Here is a 22,972-nt window from a genome sequence, read left to right as displayed (position 1 = left end):
TTGTTTTTTAATTAAATATTAGAATGATACATTCAAATTAATTGACCAAGTTCTAAGAGTTGGATATCTAGCAGCCGAATCATCATACATATTTCTATAATGATCTGGATAAGGATTATACAAGTCCCAAAGGTTATTACCAGTTACTCCTAATGTCGCTTTTTGAATATTTAATTGTTTCATTGCTTCTCTTGGAAGTTCAAATCCTACAGTCAAATTTCTAACTACACATCTAAATGTATCCAATTGCCAGAAATCAGATGGAAGAAAGACATACTCCTGTTGTCCCATATTAGGATATTTACCGTTAGGATTATCAGTAGCATCATACATATCTGTCCAGAAAGATTCGTGAGCCCAGTCGTTGTGAGCAGATGCAGTACCTTGTTTTACTAAATCGATAGCTCTATAACCTCCCCAAGAAGTTTGAATCTGCGTTTTGAAATAAACCGTTTTATATTTGAATCCTAAGTTAGTTGTAAAACCATAAACTCTACTATTGTTTGCCAACTTAACATAATCTTCGTTTTTCATAATTCTACCATCAGCACCTGCTTGAGTACCTTCTGAAGCATTATAAACTCCTCCTGTATCTTCGTAAGCCAACATACCTTTACGCATAGAAGTTACGTTATTGATACCCATATAAGTTGGAACACCTCCTACAGCCGTAGCTCTTTCAGTCAAATAATTCCAATAATTCGTTACATCTTGGTCTGTTCTTAAGATACCGTCTCCTGTTGAAGTTCCCTTCCAAGTTTTGAATCCATAAGTTGGAAAATACGTAGAAGAACCAACTTCTGTAATATTAGTATTTGCATCTGTTCTTGCAAGATCAGGGTATTTTTTAACTTCATTATTTGAAAATCCGAAGTTCACTCCAACATTATAGCTAAAATTATCTTTTATTTTATCATTCCAGTTTACACTAAACTCAGAACCCCAAGCATCAACTGCTGCATAGTTCACCTCTGCAAAACCACCTCCTACTGTAATTGGAGTACCAGCTTCACCAGCCAATCCAATCAACATATCTGTAGATTTATCGTAGTAGAAATCAGCTGAAACTGCTAATCTGTTTTTTAGGAAAGATATATCAATACCAAAGTTGTTTTTGATAGTAGTATCCCAATGTACATTTTCATTTGGAGTCGGACGTGGCGTAATTCCACCGCCTAAAATACCTCCATTTCCACCAAATTGAACTCCTTTGTCTGGTACAGGCTCATAATATTGTAACCATCTCCAGTAATCAATATTATCTTTACCAGTTTTACCAATTGAGTAACGTAATTTCAAATTATTGATCCAAGAAACATTTTCTGTAAACCAATCTTCTCTAGACACTACCCAACCTAACTGTGCACCTGGGAAGAATCCCCAGTAATTTTGCGGAGCAAATTTGGTAGAAGCATCACTTCTAAAAATAAACTCAACAAGATACTTATCTTTAAAGTTATAGTTTACACGACCTAAATAAGACTGCGTTCCTGACTCTACTTTTTCAGCTAATGAGTTCGTACTAATTGGCCCAGCAGTTGTACTATTTCCTAAATAATCTTTTGAAGTTCCTTCGTAAGCCAAACGAACTCTTTTATTCCATGCTTCAGATTGCTCATAACCAAACATTGCTGATACATTGTGATTTCCAAAAGTTCTAGCATATGTTGCAAAGAAGTTAGCTTGAACCAATTTATCCATGTCTGTAGTATAATAAACTCTAGCACCACGGTTATTTGTTTCAATAGCGTAAATCGAATTAGGGTTTTCTAAGTGATTATCTGCTAAATGATGATTTGTTATTCTAGCTAAATCGTAAGGCAATTGGTATTGCTCTGTGTAATTACTAGCTTGGTTTCTTGCAAAACTTCCTTTTACGCTTAAACCTTTTATAAATGGCAATTTATATTCTAAAGACAAATTCACATTATACGAAAACTGCTCTTCTATTTGTTTTCCAGCATCCAAACCTGCAAAATAATTCCATCCTGCAATAGTCGTATTAGCATTTGCACTTCCTAAGTTACGATCTGTACGAGGAAATGGAGACATCCAATATGTTTTACCATTTACTGTAGTATCCCACGGAATATATTTAGGCATGTGTACTAAATAAGCATAATCTGCTTGCTCTCCTCCTGCTGCTGCACCAAAACTGCTATCATTTAAGTTTGCAGAAGCTTTAGTAAAAGATTTATTTACATCTGTTGTAATAGCCGAAACCGAAGCAGAAAATTCTAAATCTTTAGAGATTTTGATATTTGTTCCAGTTCTGAAGTTCCATTTTTTATAATCTTGCTCACCTAAGTTAGCTCCTTGATCAAAGTAAGTAACACCTGCAAAATAAGTCGCTTTTTCAGTTCCTCCACTTGCAGAGATTGACTGTCTTTGCTGAACTGCAGGTTTCCATGCTTTTTTAAGCCAATCATAATCCAAAGCTTTCATTTGCTCAAGTTCTGCAGCAGAAAAATATTTCGATTTATCAGCTTCTAAATTAGAATTCAAAAATCTATTTTTCCAAATTCCATGCTCGTAAGCATCCATTGTTTTACTATGTCCTACTGCATCATTCATTGCATATTGGCTATAGTAAGTAAATTTTGTTTTTCCAGATTTTCCTCTTTTAGTCTTTACGATAATTGCTCCTTGTGAAGCTCTTGATCCATAAATTGCTGCAGAACCGTCTTTTAAAACTGTCATGCTTTCAATTTCTGAAGGATCTAATTGATTGAAAGTATCTAATGTAGGTTTTCCGTTTTGAGGATCAATCTGCACCATATCATCAATAACTACTAATGGAATATTTGAGTTACCATCTTTTGAAAATCCAAAAGTTTGACGAATTTGTAAAGATGCTGCATCACCAGGACGTGTAGAACCTCCTGTAACACTCACACCTGGAGTCAAACCTCTTAAAGCTTCAGATAAATTTGATACAGGCAAATCCTGAAAATCGTCTGGCTTTAAAGTCGCAATAGCTCCAGTAACATTATTCTTTTTCTGTGTACCGTATGCCACTACTACAATGTCATCCAACACATTTGAATCTTCAGATAATTTAGCATCTACTATTGTACGTCCGTTAATAGGAAGCTCTAATTTTTTCATTCCGATAAATGAAAACACCAAAGTAGCGCCTGGTTTTACTTTAATTTGATACTTACCATTAAAATCTGTTGTAACTGTATTCTTTGTAGATTTCTCAGTTACGTTTACCCCAGGAAGAAGACCTGACGTATTATCAGTAACAGCTCCTGTTACAGTAACTTGATTACTTGAGTTTTGAGCATAACTCAGAACACTGATCAGTGTAAACAAAAGAAAACTACATCTTTTTATAAGTGCTTGTTTCATAAATGTTTTTTTGGTTAGGTTATTAAATGTTAGTTAGTCATGTTTAATGTATCTCGTCTTTAACAAAATTTCTTAATGGAATCTTAAATTAATTTTATTAAATGTTTAAAACACATTTATTTTAATATTCCAAAAATATGACGATGACACATTAGAACCGTCCTGCTCTATCCTGTTTTAATCATGTTATTTCAAAAAAAAGCACTCAAAAAAAACAATATTAATAAAAAACGAATGGAAAAAATATACGAACCTAAATATTTATAATAAATGTTTGCTTAAAATAAAATTTACAATCGCATTTCGACTAAAAAACAATAATATTATTACCAAAAATAAACATATAGTATATATTCTGCAAAACTTAATCGTATCCCATCTGATAAATAAGAGCTTAGAAAATACGATTTTTTACGAAAACGATAGAGATAAATACTCACAGTATATTTTTTTCTAACTAAAAAACTTACAAAAACATAAAACAGACACTTGCAGGTTACTCCCAAAAAAACCTTAATTTTTTTTTAGTAAAAAAATATATTTTTAAACGTAAATTCTGACCAACAAAATTTAAATGGCTTTTTTCTGGTTTTTTCTTCTGATAAAAGCCAATAAAAAAGCCCGCTAAATCCTATGACCAACGGGCTGAAATTGCACTTTTAAAATTTATAGTTTCTTCATTGCATTAAAGACCAATCGAGCTACTTCAATTCCGCCCTGAGTCTGAAAATGTGTATTGTCTTTTTGTCCTTCTGGAAAAGCAGGAAACTTGCCTGCTTCAAAATTCATGAAATAATTTGTAGTAACATATTCTTGTCCTTTTGAAGAAAAAAAGTCCATCGAAAGCTCATTTAAATCAATATACTTTACGTTCAATTCTTTTGCTACATCAATGGCAGCCTGAGGATAATCGCCATGAACATTGCTGAGCTTTCCATCCTTCCACGGATAATTTCTAGCAACTGAAGTCAGTACAATTGGAGTTGCCCCTTTTTCTTTGGTTTGATTGATAAAAAGTCGAAGAAACTCTTTGTAACCTTCAATATTTACATAACGTTCTGTTTTGTCAACAGCACCATCGTTATGTCCAAACTGCATCATAACAATATCTCCCTTTTGAAGTGATTTGTAAACCGATGCCCAGCGTCCTTCCTGAAAAAAAGTTCTCGTACTTCTTCCGCCTTTGGCACGATCATCAATTTTTACTTCTTTCGCCGAACCCAAAATAGTAGAAACCAATTTTAAACTGTCTTTTTGAAAGAAAGGCTGGAAAACCTGTCCCCAACCGACTTGCGGAAATTTCTTCGTTTGATAATTTTCTTCTAACGAATAATCAGCAACTGTGGAGTCTCCGATTAAATAAATAGTAGTGACTTTTGATTTAAAACTAAAAGCACAAAATATAAAAATCGAGCATAATAAAATTGCAAAAAATCTAACGTTTTTCATGAGCCTATTTATTTGGATTCCATCCGTTTAAAACTAAATCTCTATTGTATTTTTTAATATCTTCTTTCTTTAGTTGATGTGACCAAGCAACACGTTGAGATACATCTTTTGCACTCAACCCTTTGCTCCCAAATTCTGCATAATAAGCCGTTTTGTCTTTATCAGGAAATCGAGTATCAATCCAAGCATTCCAACCTTCTGGAATTATATGCGAACCAATATCAGTATTAATGAAAACCGTTTGAGCATAAGGTCTCCAAGGTCTTCCTAGAAACACTTTGTCTACCGATTTATCTTTCGCGGTAAGCTTGCAATCTACAAAAACATATCCATAAGCCTGTCCTTGCGGAGTCGAAGCTGCTGTGATATAAGAGTTTATTAAACTTTCGATAGTGCATTTATAGAAATAAGCCGTTGCCGCTCCAAAAATAAAATCGGTTGTTCCGTTGATGAAACAGTTTTCAAAATAAATACGTGTATTTCCTTCTGATAAATAAAGCGTATCCTGATTTGCTAAAAGATTGCAATTCTTTACAATAACTCTATCGCCTTTAATATGAAGTGCAACCGCCTGTCCTACTCTTCCCGCTGTGTTTTCAACAGTTAGATTTTCAAGTGTACAATCATTCGCCTTAATCATGAAAGAATACGAAGTACCTGTTCCAAATTCCTTTTTCCCTGACGGATCTGGTTCGCGAAGTGGTTTACCAGAATAATCATCAAACGAAATAATGGTTTTATTTCTATCAGTTCCTTTTAAAGTGATGAAGGATTTAGAAACTGGAATTTCTAACTTTTCAATATATTTTCCTGGTTTTATGGTTATTATAACACGTTTTACTGAATTGTCTTTTACATTATTTACCGCTTCTTGAATGGTTTTAAAATCTCCAGAACCATCTTGAGCAACTGTTAATGCTAATTTGTTATCGAGCGTTTGAGCTGATATAGAAAATGTTATTAAAAATAAAGCCAGAATATATTTCATAATTTTTAATAGTTTAAGTTTTTAGACAAAGTTTATCTGTAGAGACGCACAGCAGTGCGTCTAACGCAAAGTAACCACAATGATTGATAAACGAAAACAGGAATCTATAATTTTAATGTGAAAGCCAAACAGACATTTCCCCTTTGCCTTCATTTCCCCACGCAAAATAAGGAATCAATCTTATTGAAGATTCTTTTCCTTTATTTTTTGATAATGGTGTATAGAGTTTTTTATCCCATACGGTTTTATCATTTATATATGAATCAGCGTAAATGCATATCATAGTTCTATAATCTACCTCACAATATTTAGTCATAAATTTTGAATTCACATTCAATACAACATCATTTACACTTGTATTCGCAGGCATCCCACTCGATTCTAAGCAGTAAACAATCGGGCCTCTTTTTACCGCAACCTGATTTTTAACTTCTTCCACTAACGGATTGGCTTCCATCAATTCAACTGGCATTGGCATATTCAATTCAATTACATCGCCTTTTTTCCATTTTTGACTTAATTTCAAATACGTTCCTGAAACTATTTTATCTGAAACTTTCGAATTATTTACCGAAACTTCAGCATTCTCACTCCAGCCCGGAATTCTTAAAAAGAAAGCCTGCAAATCTTTTGGAGCTTTAATGATTTTCAAAGTTACTTTTCCGTCCCAAGGATAATTGGTTTGCTGTTCAATTTCTAATGCTTCTCCGCTTAACGTTTTTGTATTCAAATTGTTACTTCCGTACAAATTCACATACAAACCTTCTTTCGAAAGATTGTAAGCATAATTTCCAACTTCGGCAACTGTTCTCGTTACATTTGGCGCACAGCAGTTTGACAAAGCAATATAACCTTCACGAACATTTCCCCATCTTTGGTGAAACGGCAAATCATTTGAAACATTCAAGGGATTGTTATACAAGAATTTATCTCCTTTTAAATTCATTCCCGAAAGTACGCTATTATAAAGTGCTAACTCCACAATATCAGCATATTTTGCATCTCCTGTAATTTGAAGCATTCTCCAATTCCACAATACATTTCCAATATTGGCACAAGTTTCTGTATGAGCCGTTGCATTTGGCAATTGAAAAGGTCTTCCGTAAGCCTGATGAATCTTCTGAACTACAGTTGGATCATAAGAAGTTCCGTCTGGCGAAACTCCATCATACAATGAACCACAACCACCTGTGATATACATTTTACGATACGTTACATCATCCCAAATAGATTCTAAATTGTCTAATAATTTCTTTTCTCCCGTTTCTGCATATAAATCTGCAACTCCTGCGTATAGGTAATTCGCTCTTACAGCATGTCCCATTGCATTGGTCTGCTGTCTAAACGGAACTCTGTCCTGATTGTCATCTGTACCATCGTTTGTAGTTCCGCGAATATCAATCAGATTATTAGCCAATTCCAGATATTTCGGATCTTTTACCGTTCTGTACATTTCGACAATTCCCATATAATGCGACGGACAAATTGCATTTCTAGCCAATTCTGGCGATGCTTTTTTGTAAAAATCATACAAGAAATCGGCAACTCCTTTGGCAATATTCAGAAAATTCGTTTTTCCTGTGGCACGATAATGAATACAAGCCGCAGTCATTAAATGTCCCATATTGTATTTCTCGAAACCCAATTGTTTTTTCACTTCTTCTGGGCCTAAAGTTCCCCAGCGCTCGTCAATTAAAACAGGTGTATGAATATAACCGTCTTTGCGTTGCACTTTCGCGAAAAGCGCAATAGCTTTATCCATTTCGGCATCGAGTTTTTTATCTTTTGTAACGGCATAAGTTGCTGCCATTCCTTCAAAAATTTTGTAGAAATCACCATCATGAAAAGAAGGTCCTTTGAAAGCTCCTTTTTCTAATCCTGCAGCAATCTCGAAGTTTTTGTATGCATGCGAAGTTTCACTATGATACAAATCCCACATGTACGGCAAAGTGTTTCTGGTTTCTACATCAAATTGATCTTTCCAGAATCCTTTGGTCCATTTTACGTCTTGCAAGCCTACGCTCTGCAGTTTAGAATACGGACTTTGTGAATTCGCAACCAAACCTTTGTTTTGAGCCATTACTCCCGCGCTAACAAAAAACAAGCTAAGAGAAACATTTAATAAATTTTTCATTTTATTCTGATTTTGAACCATATAAGTAATATAAGTTCATTTAAACTAAACTTTGATTTTAAATACATTAAGTCAAACTTATAATTTCTTATATGACTTATATGGTTTAAATATTTATTTTACGAAGAAATTAATAGTTCTGCTCATTGAATCTCCGTCAGCATCTTTTACTGTGATTACAAACGATGCAAAACCTTTATTTTCGGCTGTAAACTGAATTTCTTTTCCTTTTAAACTTGCCTTTCCATTTTTAACTTCAGAGAAAGTGTAAACAGGTTTGTTCTCATATCCTTTAAAGAAATCTGCCACAGCTAATGATTTTTTATCTTTTAAATTGATAAAATAATGAGGCTGAGCCAACCAATCTAAATAATTATCTAATTGCGTAAATCCATCTTTATCAACATCTGAATTCGCATCTGAGAAATCTCCTGCTGGTGAATTTTCGTTTAAACTAAAAGCTTTTTCCCACCAATTTGGCAAACCGTCATGATCGGTATCCCAATCTGCTGGACGAGTTTCTGACGGAAAGTTTGGCCATCCGCCTTGATCAGCTTCGTTGTCAATCATACCGCCTAAACCACTTTTGCTTCCTTTATAAGTAAAAGTTCCTTTCAGCGTTTCATCTATAATTCGGTTATCATGTTTGTCAAAATACGGCTGAGTTGCACCAACATCTGAAAGCACATCTTTATAAGCCGCTCTCGCTGATTGGTCTGTTACGTACGATTCAAAAAATGGTTTTGGTAAAAACACGTCGTAATCTGCAGTCGCTTTATTAGAAAGTGTAAACTTTCTACCTTTCTCCTGATTCTTTTCATCAAAATAACCTGGCATTACATTTCCATCAAAATAATATTGCTGTTTACCTTTTCCAACACCTTCAATTTGTGCATTTAAGGCAACAAAAATCTTCGTTGAAGCTCCCGGTTTATAATAATTATTAACGAAATTCACTTCCTTGGCACCACCGTCTGTGGCACGTGTACCCCAATTGTATACTACATTATTGCGAATATCCAAACGTCCTGAAGAATAGCCGTCACCATCTAAACCACCGCCAATACTCCAGTTACGACCTTGATTATGCGCCAATAAATTGTGGTGAAAACTTCCGATATCTCCTCCAATTGTCGCTGCAAAACCATGCATTTTTCCTGCTGGATATTTATCGTGTCCCGCAACGTTCAAAGCTTCTGAAATTAAAGTTCGCTGCAACGTAATATGATGCGCACCACGCGAACTAAACGACTCATCAATAGTCCAACTGATAGAACAGTGATCGATAATACTGAAATTTGCGCCTGTTAATCCCATTCCGTCATAAGTAGTTCCTCCTCCGATTCTCACTTTCAAAAAGCGGATAACACCTTCATTTCCTGTCAATCCAATCGGTGCTCTGGTAATCGTAATTCCTTCGCCCGGAGCAGTTTGTCCCGCAATCGTAATATACGGCTGATTGGCAACTAATCTCGAAGCCAACTTAATATTTCCCGAAACATTAAAAACAATTGTTCTTGGCCCAATTTGCTGATTAATAGCGTCACGTAAACTTCCCGGCCCGTCATCGTTTAGATTGGTAACTTCGATTACTTTTCCGCCACGTCCTCCAACAGCATATCTTCCGTAACCTTCAGCACCTGGAAAAGCCAATTGGGCAGGCTTAAACGACCAAACATTCCCTAAAGTCTCCTGACCATTATTATCTACTTCGTCGACTCTCCAATAATAGGTCGAACCGCTGTATAAATCAGAAATAGAGAAATTTTTATCAACTAATTTTCCTTTAAATTCTTTAGAAGATTCTGTTGCGTTTTCAACCGCATTTTTATCCAAACCAAAATACAATTTATGAGCGACAACATTTTTTGGAGCATCCCATTTTAGGATCACATTTTTAGTTACTTCAACATGTTCATCTCTGTTTACAGGTTCTGGAGTACGCGCCTGATTCATTAAGTTTGGCGTATCAATCTCAAAACCATTCACAACGATTTGTTTTACAACATCTGGATTGTTTGTTGGATCAATTTCGAAACGAACCACTACATCTTTACCTTTTTCTGCATTGAATGTAATATAAGCCATTGCAGCATCAATTTTTGCATTGGCTCTTTGACTTGCATTTACCGTTTCCTGAAGTGTTCCGTTTACAAATATTTTTATTGGAGAAACGGTTTTTCCATTTGTTACCTCAAACCCATTATGAAATGTTAAAAGTGTATGTTTTCCCTCTTTTAAACCGCTAATTTTCAATTCTAAATTCTCTGTTGTAATTAATCCGTCGCTCCCTAATCTGTTATAAAAAGGAGCGCTCATTCCGAGCTTGTACCATTTTGAAGTGAAGTTTCCTTTTAACTTAAAAGTCACTCCGTTAAATGTTTTCTGGTCTTCTTTATTTTCATTGATCACCCACGAATCGTAACTTGGATCGTGAACTTCTTCTAATCTTCTTTGGAAAAAGTCAAAATCGACTTTTACAATTTGTTTATCAGTATTCTGAACTGATTGTGCTTGTCCATTGTTTGCCAAAAGCATTGCCAGAACTGCAGCACTTAGTAATTTCTTCATTTTTGGTCGGTAATAGTTAGTTTAATTTTTTCAGTTTCTGATTTTTCAATCAGGTTTATAATATCTTTTTTTCTTTCTTCTGGAACTACTTTTAAAACCTTTACTTCGCCATTAATCAATTCGGCTTCAATTGTAGTATTTTGTTTGGCATGTAATTTAAAATGAACGTTCCATTCTTTTGGCCAAGCTGGAAAAAGATAAATTTTTCCGTCTGTTTCCTGCAAAAGCATTTCCTGCATGCCAATCATTCCCGAACCACCCCAATTATGATCTGGAACCCAGTCAAAACCTGGTCCCCAGAATGCTGGAAAACGTCGGTCAGAATTAGCCATTTTCAACGTATTGTATTTTGCTGCTTCATTGGTCAAACCTAAACGAGCTGCAAAAATGTTGTCTTGTTTCCAACCAATATGACTTCTAAATTTCAAAGCATCTGGATTGTATTTCCATGTATTTAAAGCTGTTTCTAAATCTGGTTTTCCAACGCCATAAATTCCCCACGGATAAACAGGATACAATTGCGGCACCTCCGAATTATTAACGCGTTCCCATGTTTTCGCAGGAAGCAATACTTTATGATTTTCAATCTGCCCAAAATTTAAAGGCGGAATTCTTGTTTGAAACACTTTTAAATATTCAACGTCTTCTTTTGACAATTCATTGACAGAAAGGTTTAAAAGACTTTCTGTAATAACTTGCAAAGCCGAAATTGTGCTATTGGAGTTATTCGTCATTTTATAAGTTTCAGCAGCTGAACCCGGAAAAAGAATTAATTTTCCGTTTCCGTCCAAAGCTTTTCTTCCTCTTTGTTTCGCTAAATATTGATAATGTTCATCAAAAAATCGCAAACAGCTTATGATAAATGAATTGTATTTCTGAATATCTTCTTTGGCATATTCTTTCTGCTGTAACATCATTTGGCAAAATTCTAAAACGGTGTCCCATTCGTATTCTAGCCAAGCATTATATTCCATTCCTGGATCGTAATCTTCGGGACGTTTCCATTCGTATTCAGCAGGATTTGGAAGCCCGAAATTTTCTAATTGTTCTGTAAAAGAAGCTCCGTTGTGTTTCCAATAGACTTTACTGCGTAATTCGGCATTTTTTTGTAAATCCAAATAAAAACTCAATTGCGATTTCATCATATCAAAATCACCGCTTTTTACCATCGGAAAATAAACCAATCGCTGGTTTTGAGCTGTCATAGTTCCTCCGCCCCAATTTCTAAAATCAGGAGTAAAATTTAGATCTTTATTCGTGTGAACAGGATCAACAGTAAAAAGCCCGCCATTGAATTTCGTTGGATATTTTCCGTATGCATTGCATCCCAACATGTATCGGAACAACTGATAATTCTGTCCAATTTGATAAACCGAATCTTTCTCAATCGATTGATTTTTTTGTGTAAAAATAAAACTGCGATTCCAGAAATCATTCCACCATTTTATTGTGTTTTTTTCTGCTTGTTTCGCATTGTTTTTATTAGCAGAAATCAAACTTTGCAGACCATTATTCCAAGTTGGAAAATCAGATTGACTGGTATTTAAATAAATTTCTAACGAATGTTTTTTTGAATGTTTTACACTTGTCAAATTAAAACCTTTAAAATCGGTATCCTGATATTTTCCTAAATAAGTTCCGTTTGGTTTTAGATTATCACCTTTCATGAATCCGCCGAAAGTTAAATTAGCAATCGGATTCATCATTTGGTCTTTAACCGATTCCATTTTCTGTTGTTTTACAGCAACGTCAAAAACGGTTTGTTCGCGGTTTCTATGATAGAATTTAAGTCCGTTATTTTCAAAAGCAATCGAATCTTTAAAATTAACAAGATCTCCCTGAGGCGCCCATTTATAAGAATTGGCATTGTTTTCTTTTCCTTTTGAAATACGATTCTGATGACGCCAGCTTTCATAAGAAGCCGTCATTTTCAACGGATTTTTGCTTTCTAAATCAACATGAATAATCGGTTTAAAAACATCCACCCAAAGTTTGATTTTAGTATCATTTTGTCCAACTAAAACGTAACCGTCTTTCAACTTTAATTCCTGACGAAATCCCTCTTTTCCTCCAAACGGATTTGGACTTAAAGTGATTTTTACTCGTCCTAATTTCAATAAAGTATTATGTTCGTCAAAAGTCCCGCTTCGCGAAAAATAGAAATATAAATCTCCTTTTTCAACCCAAACATTCATACCGATATCACCGCCACCCAAAGGCATAGATTCTGATGAATTATTGCTTTGCGTTGTCCAAACTTGATTGTAATTTTCAAGCGTGGGAATTTGCGCTTTAAGGCAAAGCGTGGTGAAGAAGAATATAAATAGTATTGTATTTCTCATCTTTTTTTTCGCAAAGTTTCTAAAACCTTACAGGCATTTAATTTTTATTTTTCTCTCGCAGATTTGGCAGATTTAGCTGATTTTATTTTATCTGTCAGATCTGCTAAATCTGCGGGAGCTATAATTCCAATCTTTGTAGAGCTACTTGCGGAGATTTCTCGTTCCTCGAAATGACAAACTACGTGGAAACTCATAACTCATAACTCATAATTAATAACTCATAACTTATAATTACCACTCATCCGTTCTAAACGAAGAAACCGGCAAGCCTCCTGCACTAAACAATTCCGCTTTTGCGAAATCTTTCCATAAATATCTTATAGCAACTGGTTTCTTTACTTTATCAGAAGTTAAAACCACTGATTTTCTTCTTACAACCGTTTTTGCAGGATAAAAAACTTTGTCTTCTCCTGCAATTTCAAAACCTGTAACTTCTTTATCGTAAGATGTAATTCCGTTGGCAACATCATCAAAAGAAACAGTTACAGCGCCGTCTTTTATTTCCATGCTTTTGTATTTCGGACTTTCGAATTCGAAACCTTCCATTCCGTACGTTCTTGCCAAAGCCTGAAAAGCCAATCGGTTTCCCCCTTTTTCTTTGTCCATTGGATGAATGTTATTTTCTTCTCCAACATCCATTAAAACTGCCATTGCCGAATTCGGAATTTCTTTTGAAGCCTTAAATTGAGCCTCTCTCAAATAAGCCGAATTGTATTTTTCGACATAATCTTTTGGATGAAATGAAGCGTAATTAAATGGTGCAATCTGAGCGAAATAAAAAGGAAAATCTCCCTGATTCCACATTGTTCTCCAACTGCTTACCATTTTCTTCATCAAAGCTGTATACTCATTTGCTCTTTCATAATTCGATTCTCCTTGGTACCAAATACAACCTTTGATTCCGTAACCAATTACAGGTGAAAGCATTCCGTTAAACAATGTCGTCGGAACACGATTCGGATCTTTTGCCAATTCTTCTTTTGTAGTGGGGATTTTAGCGCTTGCGAAATCTTTCAGCATTTCTTTGTTCATCCAAGCTTCCATACTCGAACCTCCGTACGAAACATGAATCAATCCAACCGGAACATTTAAAACTTCTTGTAGAAGCGATCCAAAATACCAAGCCGTCGCGCTAAAATTGGATGTTGATTTTGGAGAAGCCTCTTCCCATTTTCCATCAAAATCGTCTTTTGGTTCTAAAACTGTCGCACGCGGAATTGTAATTAAACGAATGTTTTTATTGGCTGATCTTACAATGATTTCGTTTCCGTTTTTAACTGGCTGTCCCTGAAATCCTTTTAAAGGCATTTCCATATTTGATTGTCCTGAGCAAAGCCAAACTTCACCAATTAAAATGTTTTTAATTACAACTTTTTCCGTTCCTTCTAAAACTTCAATAGTAAATGGTCCACCAAATGATGGCGTTTGCAATTCTGTTTTCCATTTGCCAGAAGCGTCGGCTTTTGTTTTGTAGATTTTAGAATTCCAAGATGTTTTGATAGTGACATTTGCATTCTTTTCTGCCCAGCCCCAAATTGGTGCGTTTGATTTCTGTTGCAATATCATGTTGTCTGAAAATAATGCAGGCATTTTGATTTTTGCATTGATTTGAAGGCTTGACAAAGCAACAACAAATGCAATAATTGAATTTCTCATTTTCATTGTGTTTTATTAGCCACGAATTCACGAATTAATCTCAAATCTGATTATAAAAAATTCGTGAATTCGTGGCGAAAAAAAATTATTCTTCTTTTACAATACTTACTGGCCCTAATAATCCCGCTTTTAGCAACGGATTTCCTTCCAACCTAAAAGGAGCTGTTGTCCATGTTAACCTTTCTTCTTTTTGCAATTTTTGATCACCAATTAAACGGTTTGCCCACGTATTTGTCACTTTTATTACAATTGTATTTTTTCCCTTTTGTAATGCCTCCGAAATATTAGTTTTGAATGGGAAAGTCCAAAGCGTTCCACAATCTTTTCCGTTGATTGAAACTTCAGCTATATTGGCAATTTCTCCTAAATAAAGCCAGATTTTGCTGGTGTCTTTTCCCTTCCAAACAAACTCTTTTTTATAAATAACAGTTCCTCCATAATATTTAATCTGATCATTTTCAGAAGTACTCCAATCAAAAAGTTTATTTGTTTTTATGACATCTTTCGGACCTTTAAATTCTGGATCGAATTGAAGTTCCCAATTTTCATCTAAAACCTGAACTTTTTCAAATTCAGCTGTTTTTCCTTGCGTTAGAATTTCTTTTGTTTCTTCTTTAAAAATCACAAAACCAGATTCATTAGCCTCTAAATTTAAAGAAACAATTGTTCTTCCATTTTCTATTTTCCAATTGGCTAAAGCCGATATTTTATCCGTAACTGGATTATACCATTGTGGCACTTTTCCAGCTATTCTGAAAGAAACTTCAAAGGCTCTTTTTTGTTCTTTTTGATTCGAAAGAAAATAAACTTCTTCATTATCGGCTTTTCTATGCGCGTAAGCAATCGTTTCTGAATCGGCTCTGTTTAGGTTTGGAAAATAAACATCTTGAGTGATTCCGATGGAAGCAAAATCATTTCCTAAATAAGGTAATTTGACAACTGTTCCTTTTCCGATTTTCCATGAAGTCGAATTAGCATTATTCCAAATTTCATCAATTACATTTTGCCATTTCTTCTGATCTGCTTCTGATTGAATTCCTGGCTGAATAGTTGGTTTTTCATCTACAAAAATCGTTGCTCCGTCTTTTAGCAATTGTAGGATTTTTTCGGCGGAAGCCAAAGACAAAATTTTATTCGGCGCCATTTTATGACTTCCCGGAAACAGTAAAGCTCCGTATTCGATTCCGCCTTCAAAAGTTACTTTTCCGTTTACCACTTTTGCTCTGTTAATTAAAACATCAGCGTTAAATGAATCATATTGATAACCATTTAAAGGATTAATCCATTGCGATAAATCAGTTATGTTTTTAGAATAAGTGACTTCTTTTGGCATTTTTGCCGTTGGCTGACCTTCATTTTCCAAACGGATTTTCTCGCTTTCCAATCTTTCTTTTCCAAAAACATTCGGAATAAACGGCACCAAACGATCTGGAACGAAAGAACGCGAAGGAAAATCTTCGCCAATAAAAACCGCCAAATCAATTACTGGTTTTCCTTTTTGTAACTGAAACTGCACTCTTTGACAATAATCAAACCAAGCTTTTCCGGGTTTCCACCACGTTTGGTCTCTTTGGAAAAAAGTTCCGATATCATCTAAAGTCATTCCCGGTTTTCTGTCCGTCCACGGATTATGAACAAAAACATGGTAGAATAAACGGTTAATTCCTAAAGCATAATTTCGGTCAGCCGTTGTTTTTAGATTTCCTGGATGTTCGTCCCAATCCATTCGCAAAGCCGTAAAAGATTCTGCCTGAATAATGTCTTTTCCATAAATATGCCCGCCCGAAATAGCATCTACCATATCAAAAGGTTTGTCGTGCGTTGGGCTTTTCAGCCAGAATTCACCGCCCGGATAATCAACATATTTATAATGCAATAAAGCATCGCTCATCATGGTTGGCGCGACATTTTCTGAACTTAACTTAACCTTATATTCTTTAGCAATTTGAGCGACAGTTCCGTAGAAATTATCTGCAATTAAATCGCCAATTGTTTTTCTGACATCGTATAAAACTTTCTCCGAGAAATCGGCACTTTCCACCGGAATTCCAGCCATTACAGGAAGATATTCTACAATATCATAACCACGTCTCTTTTTAAATTCGGCTTGAAAAACTGAAGACCAGTTTTGACTTCCACATTCCCAGCTATCAAAATGAAGAATCGCCAGTACTTTTGAAGCCAATTCCGGACCAGCAGAACGAACGGCTTCTCCAAACCAATGATCCAATTGAAAACGAATTAATTCTGGATTAAATTTATCGACTTCCAATCCTTTTCCTGCTCCACCCGTTGCGTTTTCATGCCCTGTAGAAGTATGTCCCATTCGGATAATTTTCCATTTTCCTTTTGGCGCTTTCCAGTTCAAATTTCCATCGGCATCAACAAAATTTGAAATATTAACGATTTCTGACTTTTTGAATGCATCTGTGTTTGGAATTTCTTTCTCAGTAGTTTCAGGAGTCAAACGCCAAATCGCGCCTGATTTTCCTTCGTAATTATTAATTAAGGATTGATTCGAAAGTGTAATTTTACTCACTTTTAGATTTTGTTTCCACTTCGCAAAATCCAAATCTTCTGCGCCTGGTTCTGTTCCTACTGGATCATAAACAAATCTGAAATATTTTGCTGTAACTGGTGTAATCGTATGTGTGTTTGGAAAATCCATATCCTGCCAGCCGTGACGTGGTGCAATCAGTCTTTCGTGGAATTTAAAATGAACTCCGTCATCACTTACTTCCACAATTAAACGCTGTGCTTGATAATCTCTTCCTTTGGTTTCAATTATAATAGATTTGCAAGTAAAAGGCTGTGCAAATTCGTATTGAATCCAACCTGCATCTGCAAACTTGAAGTTTTCATCTTTCTTCGGATCAGCCAAAAATGAAGCATCCGTATTATTTGATGTCGTTACTTTTGGTAATTGAATCTGAGATGTAGTTTGATATTCTTTTATCGGAATTGCAAAAACTGCAATGTCTTTATAATAATCTTTGTAATGCTCTGGAACAGGAAGTTTTGAAGTCACTTTTTTTCCTCCTAAAATTTCAGTTGTCGACCAAACTACTCTTTGCATCGACATTTCTGGTTTAATCCACGGGCCACCTGCAACGGCGAATCCATCTGCTCCGTGAAAAGCGAGTTTCAAACCTAAACGATCTGCTTCTTTAAAAGTCCAATTAATCATATCCCAAAATTCAGGCGTCAGCTGTAAAACCGGTGGATCGATCAATGGCGGATTTGCTGGGCCTTTGATTGTCATTAAATAGGCACCTGCAATTCCGTTTTGTTTCATGGCTTCCAAATCGGCAGTGATTCCTGCTTTAGAATACGCCGATTTCATCCAATACCAATACACCCAAGTTTTGGAAGATTCTAATGTTGGCTGAAAAGATTCTTTTTTATGGAGATCCTGCGCAGAGACGATGCTTGCGAGAAGAAGGATAAAAAAGAGGTGTTTTTTTTGAAACATTTTTGTTGTTTTTAACCGTTCTGTTTGTCATTCCGACGGAGGAGGAATCTTCGTAAGATGCTCTACAAAGATTGGCTTTTCTTTACGGAGTTACTTGTGGAGATTCCTCCTCCGTCGGAATGACAAACTGTACTTAAACTATACTTTATTTATAAATACAAATACCTAACAGGTTTTTAAAACCTGTTAGGTATTTGTAACTTAATATTTAAACTTCTTCAAACTACTCTCCAACTGATTTTTCGAACCGCTAAAAGGCGTTAAATAAAAGCTATATTGATAATTTCCAGACTTAATCTGATATTGTTCAATTGGTTGTGCTACAATCGTCCAGCTGTCGTTTCCTCCCACTCCCATTTGAATTAAATCGATATTTAAGGTCAAAAATCCTGGATCTTTTAAATCATACGTATGACCTGATGCACTTAGGTTTTCTTGTGTATAAGGCCATGCGCTCATACTCAAAACCTTGGTATCATTAACTACCATAAAACCTTGATTTTTCTGAGGCGTAGTCAATGCCATCCATCTTACATCACATCTGTTTCCGTTTTCTTGTGGTTTTGGATAATGTTCGATGAAATCATTGATTGGAAGCGAATATTTCCCAGCAAACGAACCGAAACTTCTGTCGCTGTAGTTTTCCAATTCTCCTTTACCGTACCAAGAAATCTGATCGAATTTTCTTTGAACTCCCATCTGCATTCCGATTTTTGGAATGTTTGGCAGTTTGTCTGAAGCTTTCAAACTGTAATCTACTTTTATTACACCATTCTCATTGATTTTATAAACGACTTCTACTTTCGCACTGTCTTTAATAATTTCATATTCGCTTGTAATTATAGTACCATCAATTGCAATTCCCATTTTCGTACTTAAAACTTTTGGTTTTGCTTTATACCATTGTTTTAACAATTTTTGCGATTTCCATCCTCTTTTGTCATTATCAGTTAAAGGTCTAACAAAGTTTGGAAGTAAAGGAGCAAAAACCTGTTCTTCTCCATTAAAAATATATGAACTTAAAGCTCCATTTTCTTTGTTGATTTTAATTTCAAAAGATTTTCCTTTAATTTGAAAATCAAAATCTGTTTCAGTTGTTTTATATGCTGAATCCTTTTCATTTTTAAAATCAATAGAAACCTCTTTCTTTTTCAACTGAAATTGATCTTCGGCAACCACATAACCTTTTGAAGCCCAAAGTTCATCAGCTGAAAGCTGGAATTCTATATTTAAAAGATATTCAGCATCATTTTTCATTTTTGGAAGATAAGAACTGATGTCTAAAGTTGTCGATTGTCCCGCTTCTACTTTTAATGGTTTTAAAATCTGAGTTTTGATTACGTTTCCGTTTTCCAACACTTTTAAAACTGGAATATATCCTTCTAAAGATTTAACCGCTTGACGGTTTTTAATTTCTAATTGATTTCCGTTTAAAGTCGATATCGCTGGCTGATAGACCCATTTATTCTCAAAAAGAGAACCTTTTGGTTTTCCATTAGAATCCACAATTCCTTTTGTATTGAAGTTTCCGTCATGGTATTTTTCGCCAAAATCTCCTCCGTGAGCAAAATAATTCTGACCAGATCTTGAATCAAATTTTACGATTCCCTGATCTTTAAATTCCCAAATACAACCTCCAATAACTCTTGGAAGTGAACGGAATTCATCCCATAATTCTTTTAAATTTCCAACTGAATTCCCCATTGCATGAGAATATTCAACGAAAATAATCGGACGCGTATCTTTCTTTTGATCTACTAAAAATTTCGGTGTAAAAACGCCTGGATAAAAACGACTCACCATATCGACATACGAATCATCTTGCGGGTTTTCGAATCTATAAGCGTGATCAATTGTTTTTGGATATCTTGGATCAAGCGGATCAATGTAACCGTCCAATTTCGCATTTCCTTGCGCTGGTTCATAATGTACCGGACGCGTAATGTCGAAATCGTGGACCCAGCCCGACATTGCTGCATGATTTGGTCCTTTTCCTCCTTCGTTACCCAAACTCCACATTACAACAGACGGATGGTTTTTATCTCTTTCGACCATTCTAATCATACGCTCCATATAAGCGTTTGTCCAAAGCGGATCGTTGCTTAATTTACCACCAATTCCGTGAGTTTCTTGGTTGGCTTCGTCCATTACCATGATTCCGTATTGATCGCATAATTCGTAGAAATAAGGATCGTTTGGATAATGGCTCGTACGTATAAAGTTGAAATTGAATTTCTTAATCGTCGTAATATCTTGTTTGATGTCTTCTCTCGTAACCGCTTTTCCTCTTGTTGGATGATGATCGTGACGGTTTACACCATACACATAAGTCTCTTTTCCGTTGATGAGCATTTTTCCGTTTTCTTTCGAGAATTCAATCGAACGGAAACCGACTTTACAGCTTTTTGCTTCTGTAACATTTCCATTTTTGTCTTTTATCGAAATGACCATCGTATATAAATTCGGTTCTTCTGAACTCCATTTTTTTGGATTTTTAATGTTTTCTTGGAAGAATCCGAAGCGAACATTATCCAGACGAGGATAACTTTCGTTAATTAAATCTATCACAGGTCTTTGAAGCGGTTCTTTGAACATTGCCGTATTATTGGCATCGTACAACTGAACATTCATCGTATAATCTTTGATTTTTTCTCCTGTAAGATTTTCTACTTTTGGTCTCAGTTTGAAAATTGCGTCTTTATATTCTTTATCTAATTTTGTTTGAACAAAGAAATCCTGAATACGCAATTTTGGTTCTGCCATAATGAAAACTTCTCGCTGGATACCGCTCATACGCCAATGATCTTGATCTTCTAAATAAGAACCATCTGTCCAACGAATTACGCGAACTGAAACTACATTTTCCCCTGCTTTTAAATAAGGTGTAACATCAAATTCTGACGGAAGAAAACTGTCTTCTCCGTATCCTAAAAATTCTCCGTTTAACCATACTTCAAAACCTGAACTCACAGCTCCGAAATGTAAAGTAACCGTCATATCTTTCCAGTTTTCTGGAACAGTAAAACTTCTTTGATAAGAACCAACTCCGTTATAATCTTTAGGAATATAAGGCGGATTTATCGGTCTAAACGGATAAACGGCACTTTTGTAAATTGGATTATCATAGCCTTTCATCTCCCAGTTAGAAGGCACTTCGATTTTATCCCAGCCAGAAACAGTATTTTTATAGAAATCTTTTGAAGCTAAATTTAAGTTTACTGCATATTTAAAGTTCCAATCGCCATTCAGCATTTGGATTCGGCTTTTGGTTCTGTCGCCTTTTAAAGCGTCTTCAACACTTGTGTACGAATACGCAGTTGCTCTAGATGGCTGTCTGTTGATACTTGTAATCGTTGGATCTTCCCACGGCGCAAACTCGTATTTCTTATGAAGCTCTGGAATACCTGCGGGTTCTCCTGTTACGGATTGGGCGTTTGTGAAAATGGTAAAAAGTAAAATGTAAAATGTGAATACTGATTTTGGTATCGAAAATCGAAACCTTGAAAAGTGATTATTTTGAATTGGTTGGAACATTAATTCTTTTGTTTTTATTCGTTTTGCATTAATCTCATTTTTTGTCATTTCGACGAAGGAGAAATCTCCGCGAGAAACTCTACAAAGATTAGACTCGCATTACGGAGTTACTTACGGAGATTTCTCCTTCGTCGAAATGACAAAGCTGTGTCTTTATTTATCTTTTGTAATTAATTCTTCTTTTTCTTTTCAGGCGGCGCCACAAAATTCAATTTGCTTTTCCCTAAATCTTTAGAAGTTGCAATTGCGATTCCTCTTTGTTCTGCTTTGTTAACTGCACAGTAAAAATGATAGACAACGCCATCATGTTTTACGACAAATGATTTATGTGCAAACATATCATCATAAGGTTCAGAAGATTTCACTAAATCATCACCTTTCCAGTCGGTCCAGTTTATTAAATCATTTGAAACTGCGAAACGATTAAATGCACCTTGATTCCAACCCGTCCAAAAAGCTCCGAAATAGAACATTACCCAAGTATCATTAATACGCTGAATATAAGCATCTCCCGAGATTCCTTTATGATGATTAATTAAAGGTTTATTGCCATAACGCTCCCAATGTTTCATGTCGTTTGATACCGCCATAGCAATACGCTCTGCACCTTTAGCAGGATTAATACTATCTCCACGGGCATTGTAGTACATTATAAAATTGTGTCCTGTCAATTTATCTTTATCACGAATCACGCTATTTTTGTACATCGTGCTATTATCCCACCATTTAGCGTCTTTATCTTTTGGCGTTAAAACCGGATTTTCTAATCTTTGAAATTCGTGCGGTTTTGTCGGCGCTTCTTTCGTATATGCCATTCCAATTGACAAAACACCAGCTTCGTAACCTTTGCTGTCTCCGCCAAAATAACTCATCCAATATTTGTCTTCATATTTTTCCCATTCGTAACTTCCGCCCCAAGTCATGTCTTGCAACGAAATATATCCTGCTTTTTGGTTGACATCCCAATGCTTTTCATTTTCTGAAAATGACATCACTTTTCCTAAATATTTCCAATCTAGCAAATTATCACTTTCTGCTAACCAAGTTTCGTAACCTCTTCCGTCATAAATTAAATAGGTCATGTACCATTTCCCATCTTTTCTAAAAACACTCGGACAATCCATTTTATAGGAGTTGTCTGTTGGAACCATCACTAAACCGTATTTATAAGGCGTTTTTACTTCTTCGTAAATTTCCTGCATTACGCTTTCTGTAATTTCTCTTTTCTTGTATTTGGTTGCACAGCTTGTTATGGCAAGTGCTGAAATGGTTAGGATTAGATACTTAATTTTCATTTTTTGGTTATGTTTTGTTTGCTTTTGCCACAAAGGCACTAAGACTCTAAGTTTATTTTGTTTGTGAACATATTAATCTCGCAAAGTCGCGGAGTCGCAAAGTTTTTTCTTTCATATTCTAAAAATCTTGCCTCTTGCTTCTTTCTTCTATCCCGTCTCTTACTTCTTCAATTCTTT

General features: G+C 35.4%; 10 protein-coding genes. All 10 read right to left on the bottom strand.

The window, feature by feature from the left end:
* Positions 1 to 18: 18 nt before the first annotated feature.
* The 10 genes from ACE01P_RS21500 to ACE01P_RS21455 all read right to left on the bottom strand — a co-directional run bounded on the left by ACE01P_RS21500 (position 19) and on the right by ACE01P_RS21455 (position 22,795).
* Positions 19 to 3,354, bottom strand: a complete 3,336-nt coding sequence (locus ACE01P_RS21500; RefSeq protein WP_379701099.1) for a SusC/RagA family TonB-linked outer membrane protein — start codon at positions 3,352 to 3,354, stop codon at positions 19 to 21.
* A gap of 666 nt (positions 3,355 to 4,020) precedes the next feature.
* The gene (locus tag ACE01P_RS21495; RefSeq protein WP_379701098.1) at positions 4,021 to 4,803 is read right to left on the bottom strand and encodes a rhamnogalacturonan acetylesterase; all 783 of its coding nucleotides are present in this window, start codon (positions 4,801 to 4,803) and stop codon (positions 4,021 to 4,023) included.
* Between the two features lie 4 nt (positions 4,804 to 4,807).
* The gene (locus ACE01P_RS21490) at positions 4,808 to 5,791 is read right to left on the bottom strand and encodes a pectinesterase family protein (protein ID WP_379701097.1); all 984 of its coding nucleotides are present in this window, start codon (positions 5,789 to 5,791) and stop codon (positions 4,808 to 4,810) included.
* Positions 5,792 to 5,903: 112 nt separating this feature from the next.
* Entirely contained in the window at positions 5,904 to 7,925 is a 2,022-nt protein-coding gene (locus ACE01P_RS21485) for a glycoside hydrolase family 127 protein (protein WP_379701096.1), read from the bottom strand.
* Between the two features lie 114 nt (positions 7,926 to 8,039).
* On the bottom strand, positions 8,040 to 10,496 hold the full coding sequence (locus ACE01P_RS21480; RefSeq protein WP_379701095.1) for a polysaccharide lyase family 1 protein: 2,457 nt from the start codon (positions 10,494 to 10,496) through the stop codon (positions 8,040 to 8,042).
* Entirely contained in the window at positions 10,493 to 12,838 is a 2,346-nt protein-coding gene (locus tag ACE01P_RS21475; protein ID WP_379701094.1) for a DUF5703 domain-containing protein, read from the bottom strand. The genes ACE01P_RS21480 and ACE01P_RS21475 overlap by 4 nt, the downstream gene beginning before the upstream one ends.
* A gap of 231 nt (positions 12,839 to 13,069) precedes the next feature.
* Positions 13,070 to 14,494, bottom strand: a complete 1,425-nt coding sequence (locus tag ACE01P_RS21470; protein WP_379701093.1) for a sialate O-acetylesterase — start codon at positions 14,492 to 14,494, stop codon at positions 13,070 to 13,072.
* A gap of 85 nt (positions 14,495 to 14,579) precedes the next feature.
* Positions 14,580 to 17,966, bottom strand: a complete 3,387-nt coding sequence (locus ACE01P_RS21465; protein WP_379701092.1) for a glycosyl hydrolase — start codon at positions 17,964 to 17,966, stop codon at positions 14,580 to 14,582.
* 201 nt (positions 17,967 to 18,167) lie between these two features.
* On the bottom strand, positions 18,168 to 21,500 hold the full coding sequence (locus tag ACE01P_RS21460) for a glycoside hydrolase family 2 TIM barrel-domain containing protein (RefSeq protein WP_379701091.1): 3,333 nt from the start codon (positions 21,498 to 21,500) through the stop codon (positions 18,168 to 18,170).
* A gap of 170 nt (positions 21,501 to 21,670) precedes the next feature.
* Entirely contained in the window at positions 21,671 to 22,795 is a 1,125-nt protein-coding gene (locus ACE01P_RS21455) for a glycosylase (RefSeq protein ID WP_379701090.1), read from the bottom strand.
* Positions 22,796 to 22,972 lie beyond the last annotated feature (177 nt).

This window comes from Flavobacterium sp. HJSW_4, from assembly GCF_042436695.1.
GTDB lineage: Bacteria > Bacteroidota > Bacteroidia > Flavobacteriales > Flavobacteriaceae > Flavobacterium.
This window is presented reverse-complemented; position numbering and strand designations above follow the sequence as displayed.

What these genes read in the sequence shown, in the direction of transcription:
- ACE01P_RS21500 (WP_379701099.1), bottom strand. Translation starts at nt 3,354, where the DNA reads ATGAAACAAGCACTTATAAAAAGATGTAGTTTTCTTTTGTTTACACTG.
- ACE01P_RS21495 (WP_379701098.1), bottom strand. Translation starts at nt 4,803, where the DNA reads ATGAAAAACGTTAGATTTTTTGCAATTTTATTATGCTCGATTTTTATA.
- ACE01P_RS21490 (WP_379701097.1), bottom strand. Translation starts at nt 5,791, where the DNA reads ATGAAATATATTCTGGCTTTATTTTTAATAACATTTTCTATATCAGCT.
- ACE01P_RS21485 (WP_379701096.1), bottom strand. Translation starts at nt 7,925, where the DNA reads ATGAAAAATTTATTAAATGTTTCTCTTAGCTTGTTTTTTGTTAGCGCG.
- ACE01P_RS21480 (WP_379701095.1), bottom strand. Translation starts at nt 10,496, where the DNA reads ATGAAGAAATTACTAAGTGCTGCAGTTCTGGCAATGCTTTTGGCAAAC.
- ACE01P_RS21475 (WP_379701094.1), bottom strand. Translation starts at nt 12,838, where the DNA reads ATGAGAAATACAATACTATTTATATTCTTCTTCACCACGCTTTGCCTT.
- ACE01P_RS21470 (WP_379701093.1), bottom strand. Translation starts at nt 14,494, where the DNA reads ATGAGAAATTCAATTATTGCATTTGTTGTTGCTTTGTCAAGCCTTCAA.
- ACE01P_RS21465 (WP_379701092.1), bottom strand. Translation starts at nt 17,966, where the DNA reads ATGTTTCAAAAAAAACACCTCTTTTTTATCCTTCTTCTCGCAAGCATC.
- ACE01P_RS21460 (WP_379701091.1), bottom strand. Translation starts at nt 21,500, where the DNA reads ATGTTCCAACCAATTCAAAATAATCACTTTTCAAGGTTTCGATTTTCG.
- ACE01P_RS21455 (WP_379701090.1), bottom strand. Translation starts at nt 22,795, where the DNA reads ATGAAAATTAAGTATCTAATCCTAACCATTTCAGCACTTGCCATAACA.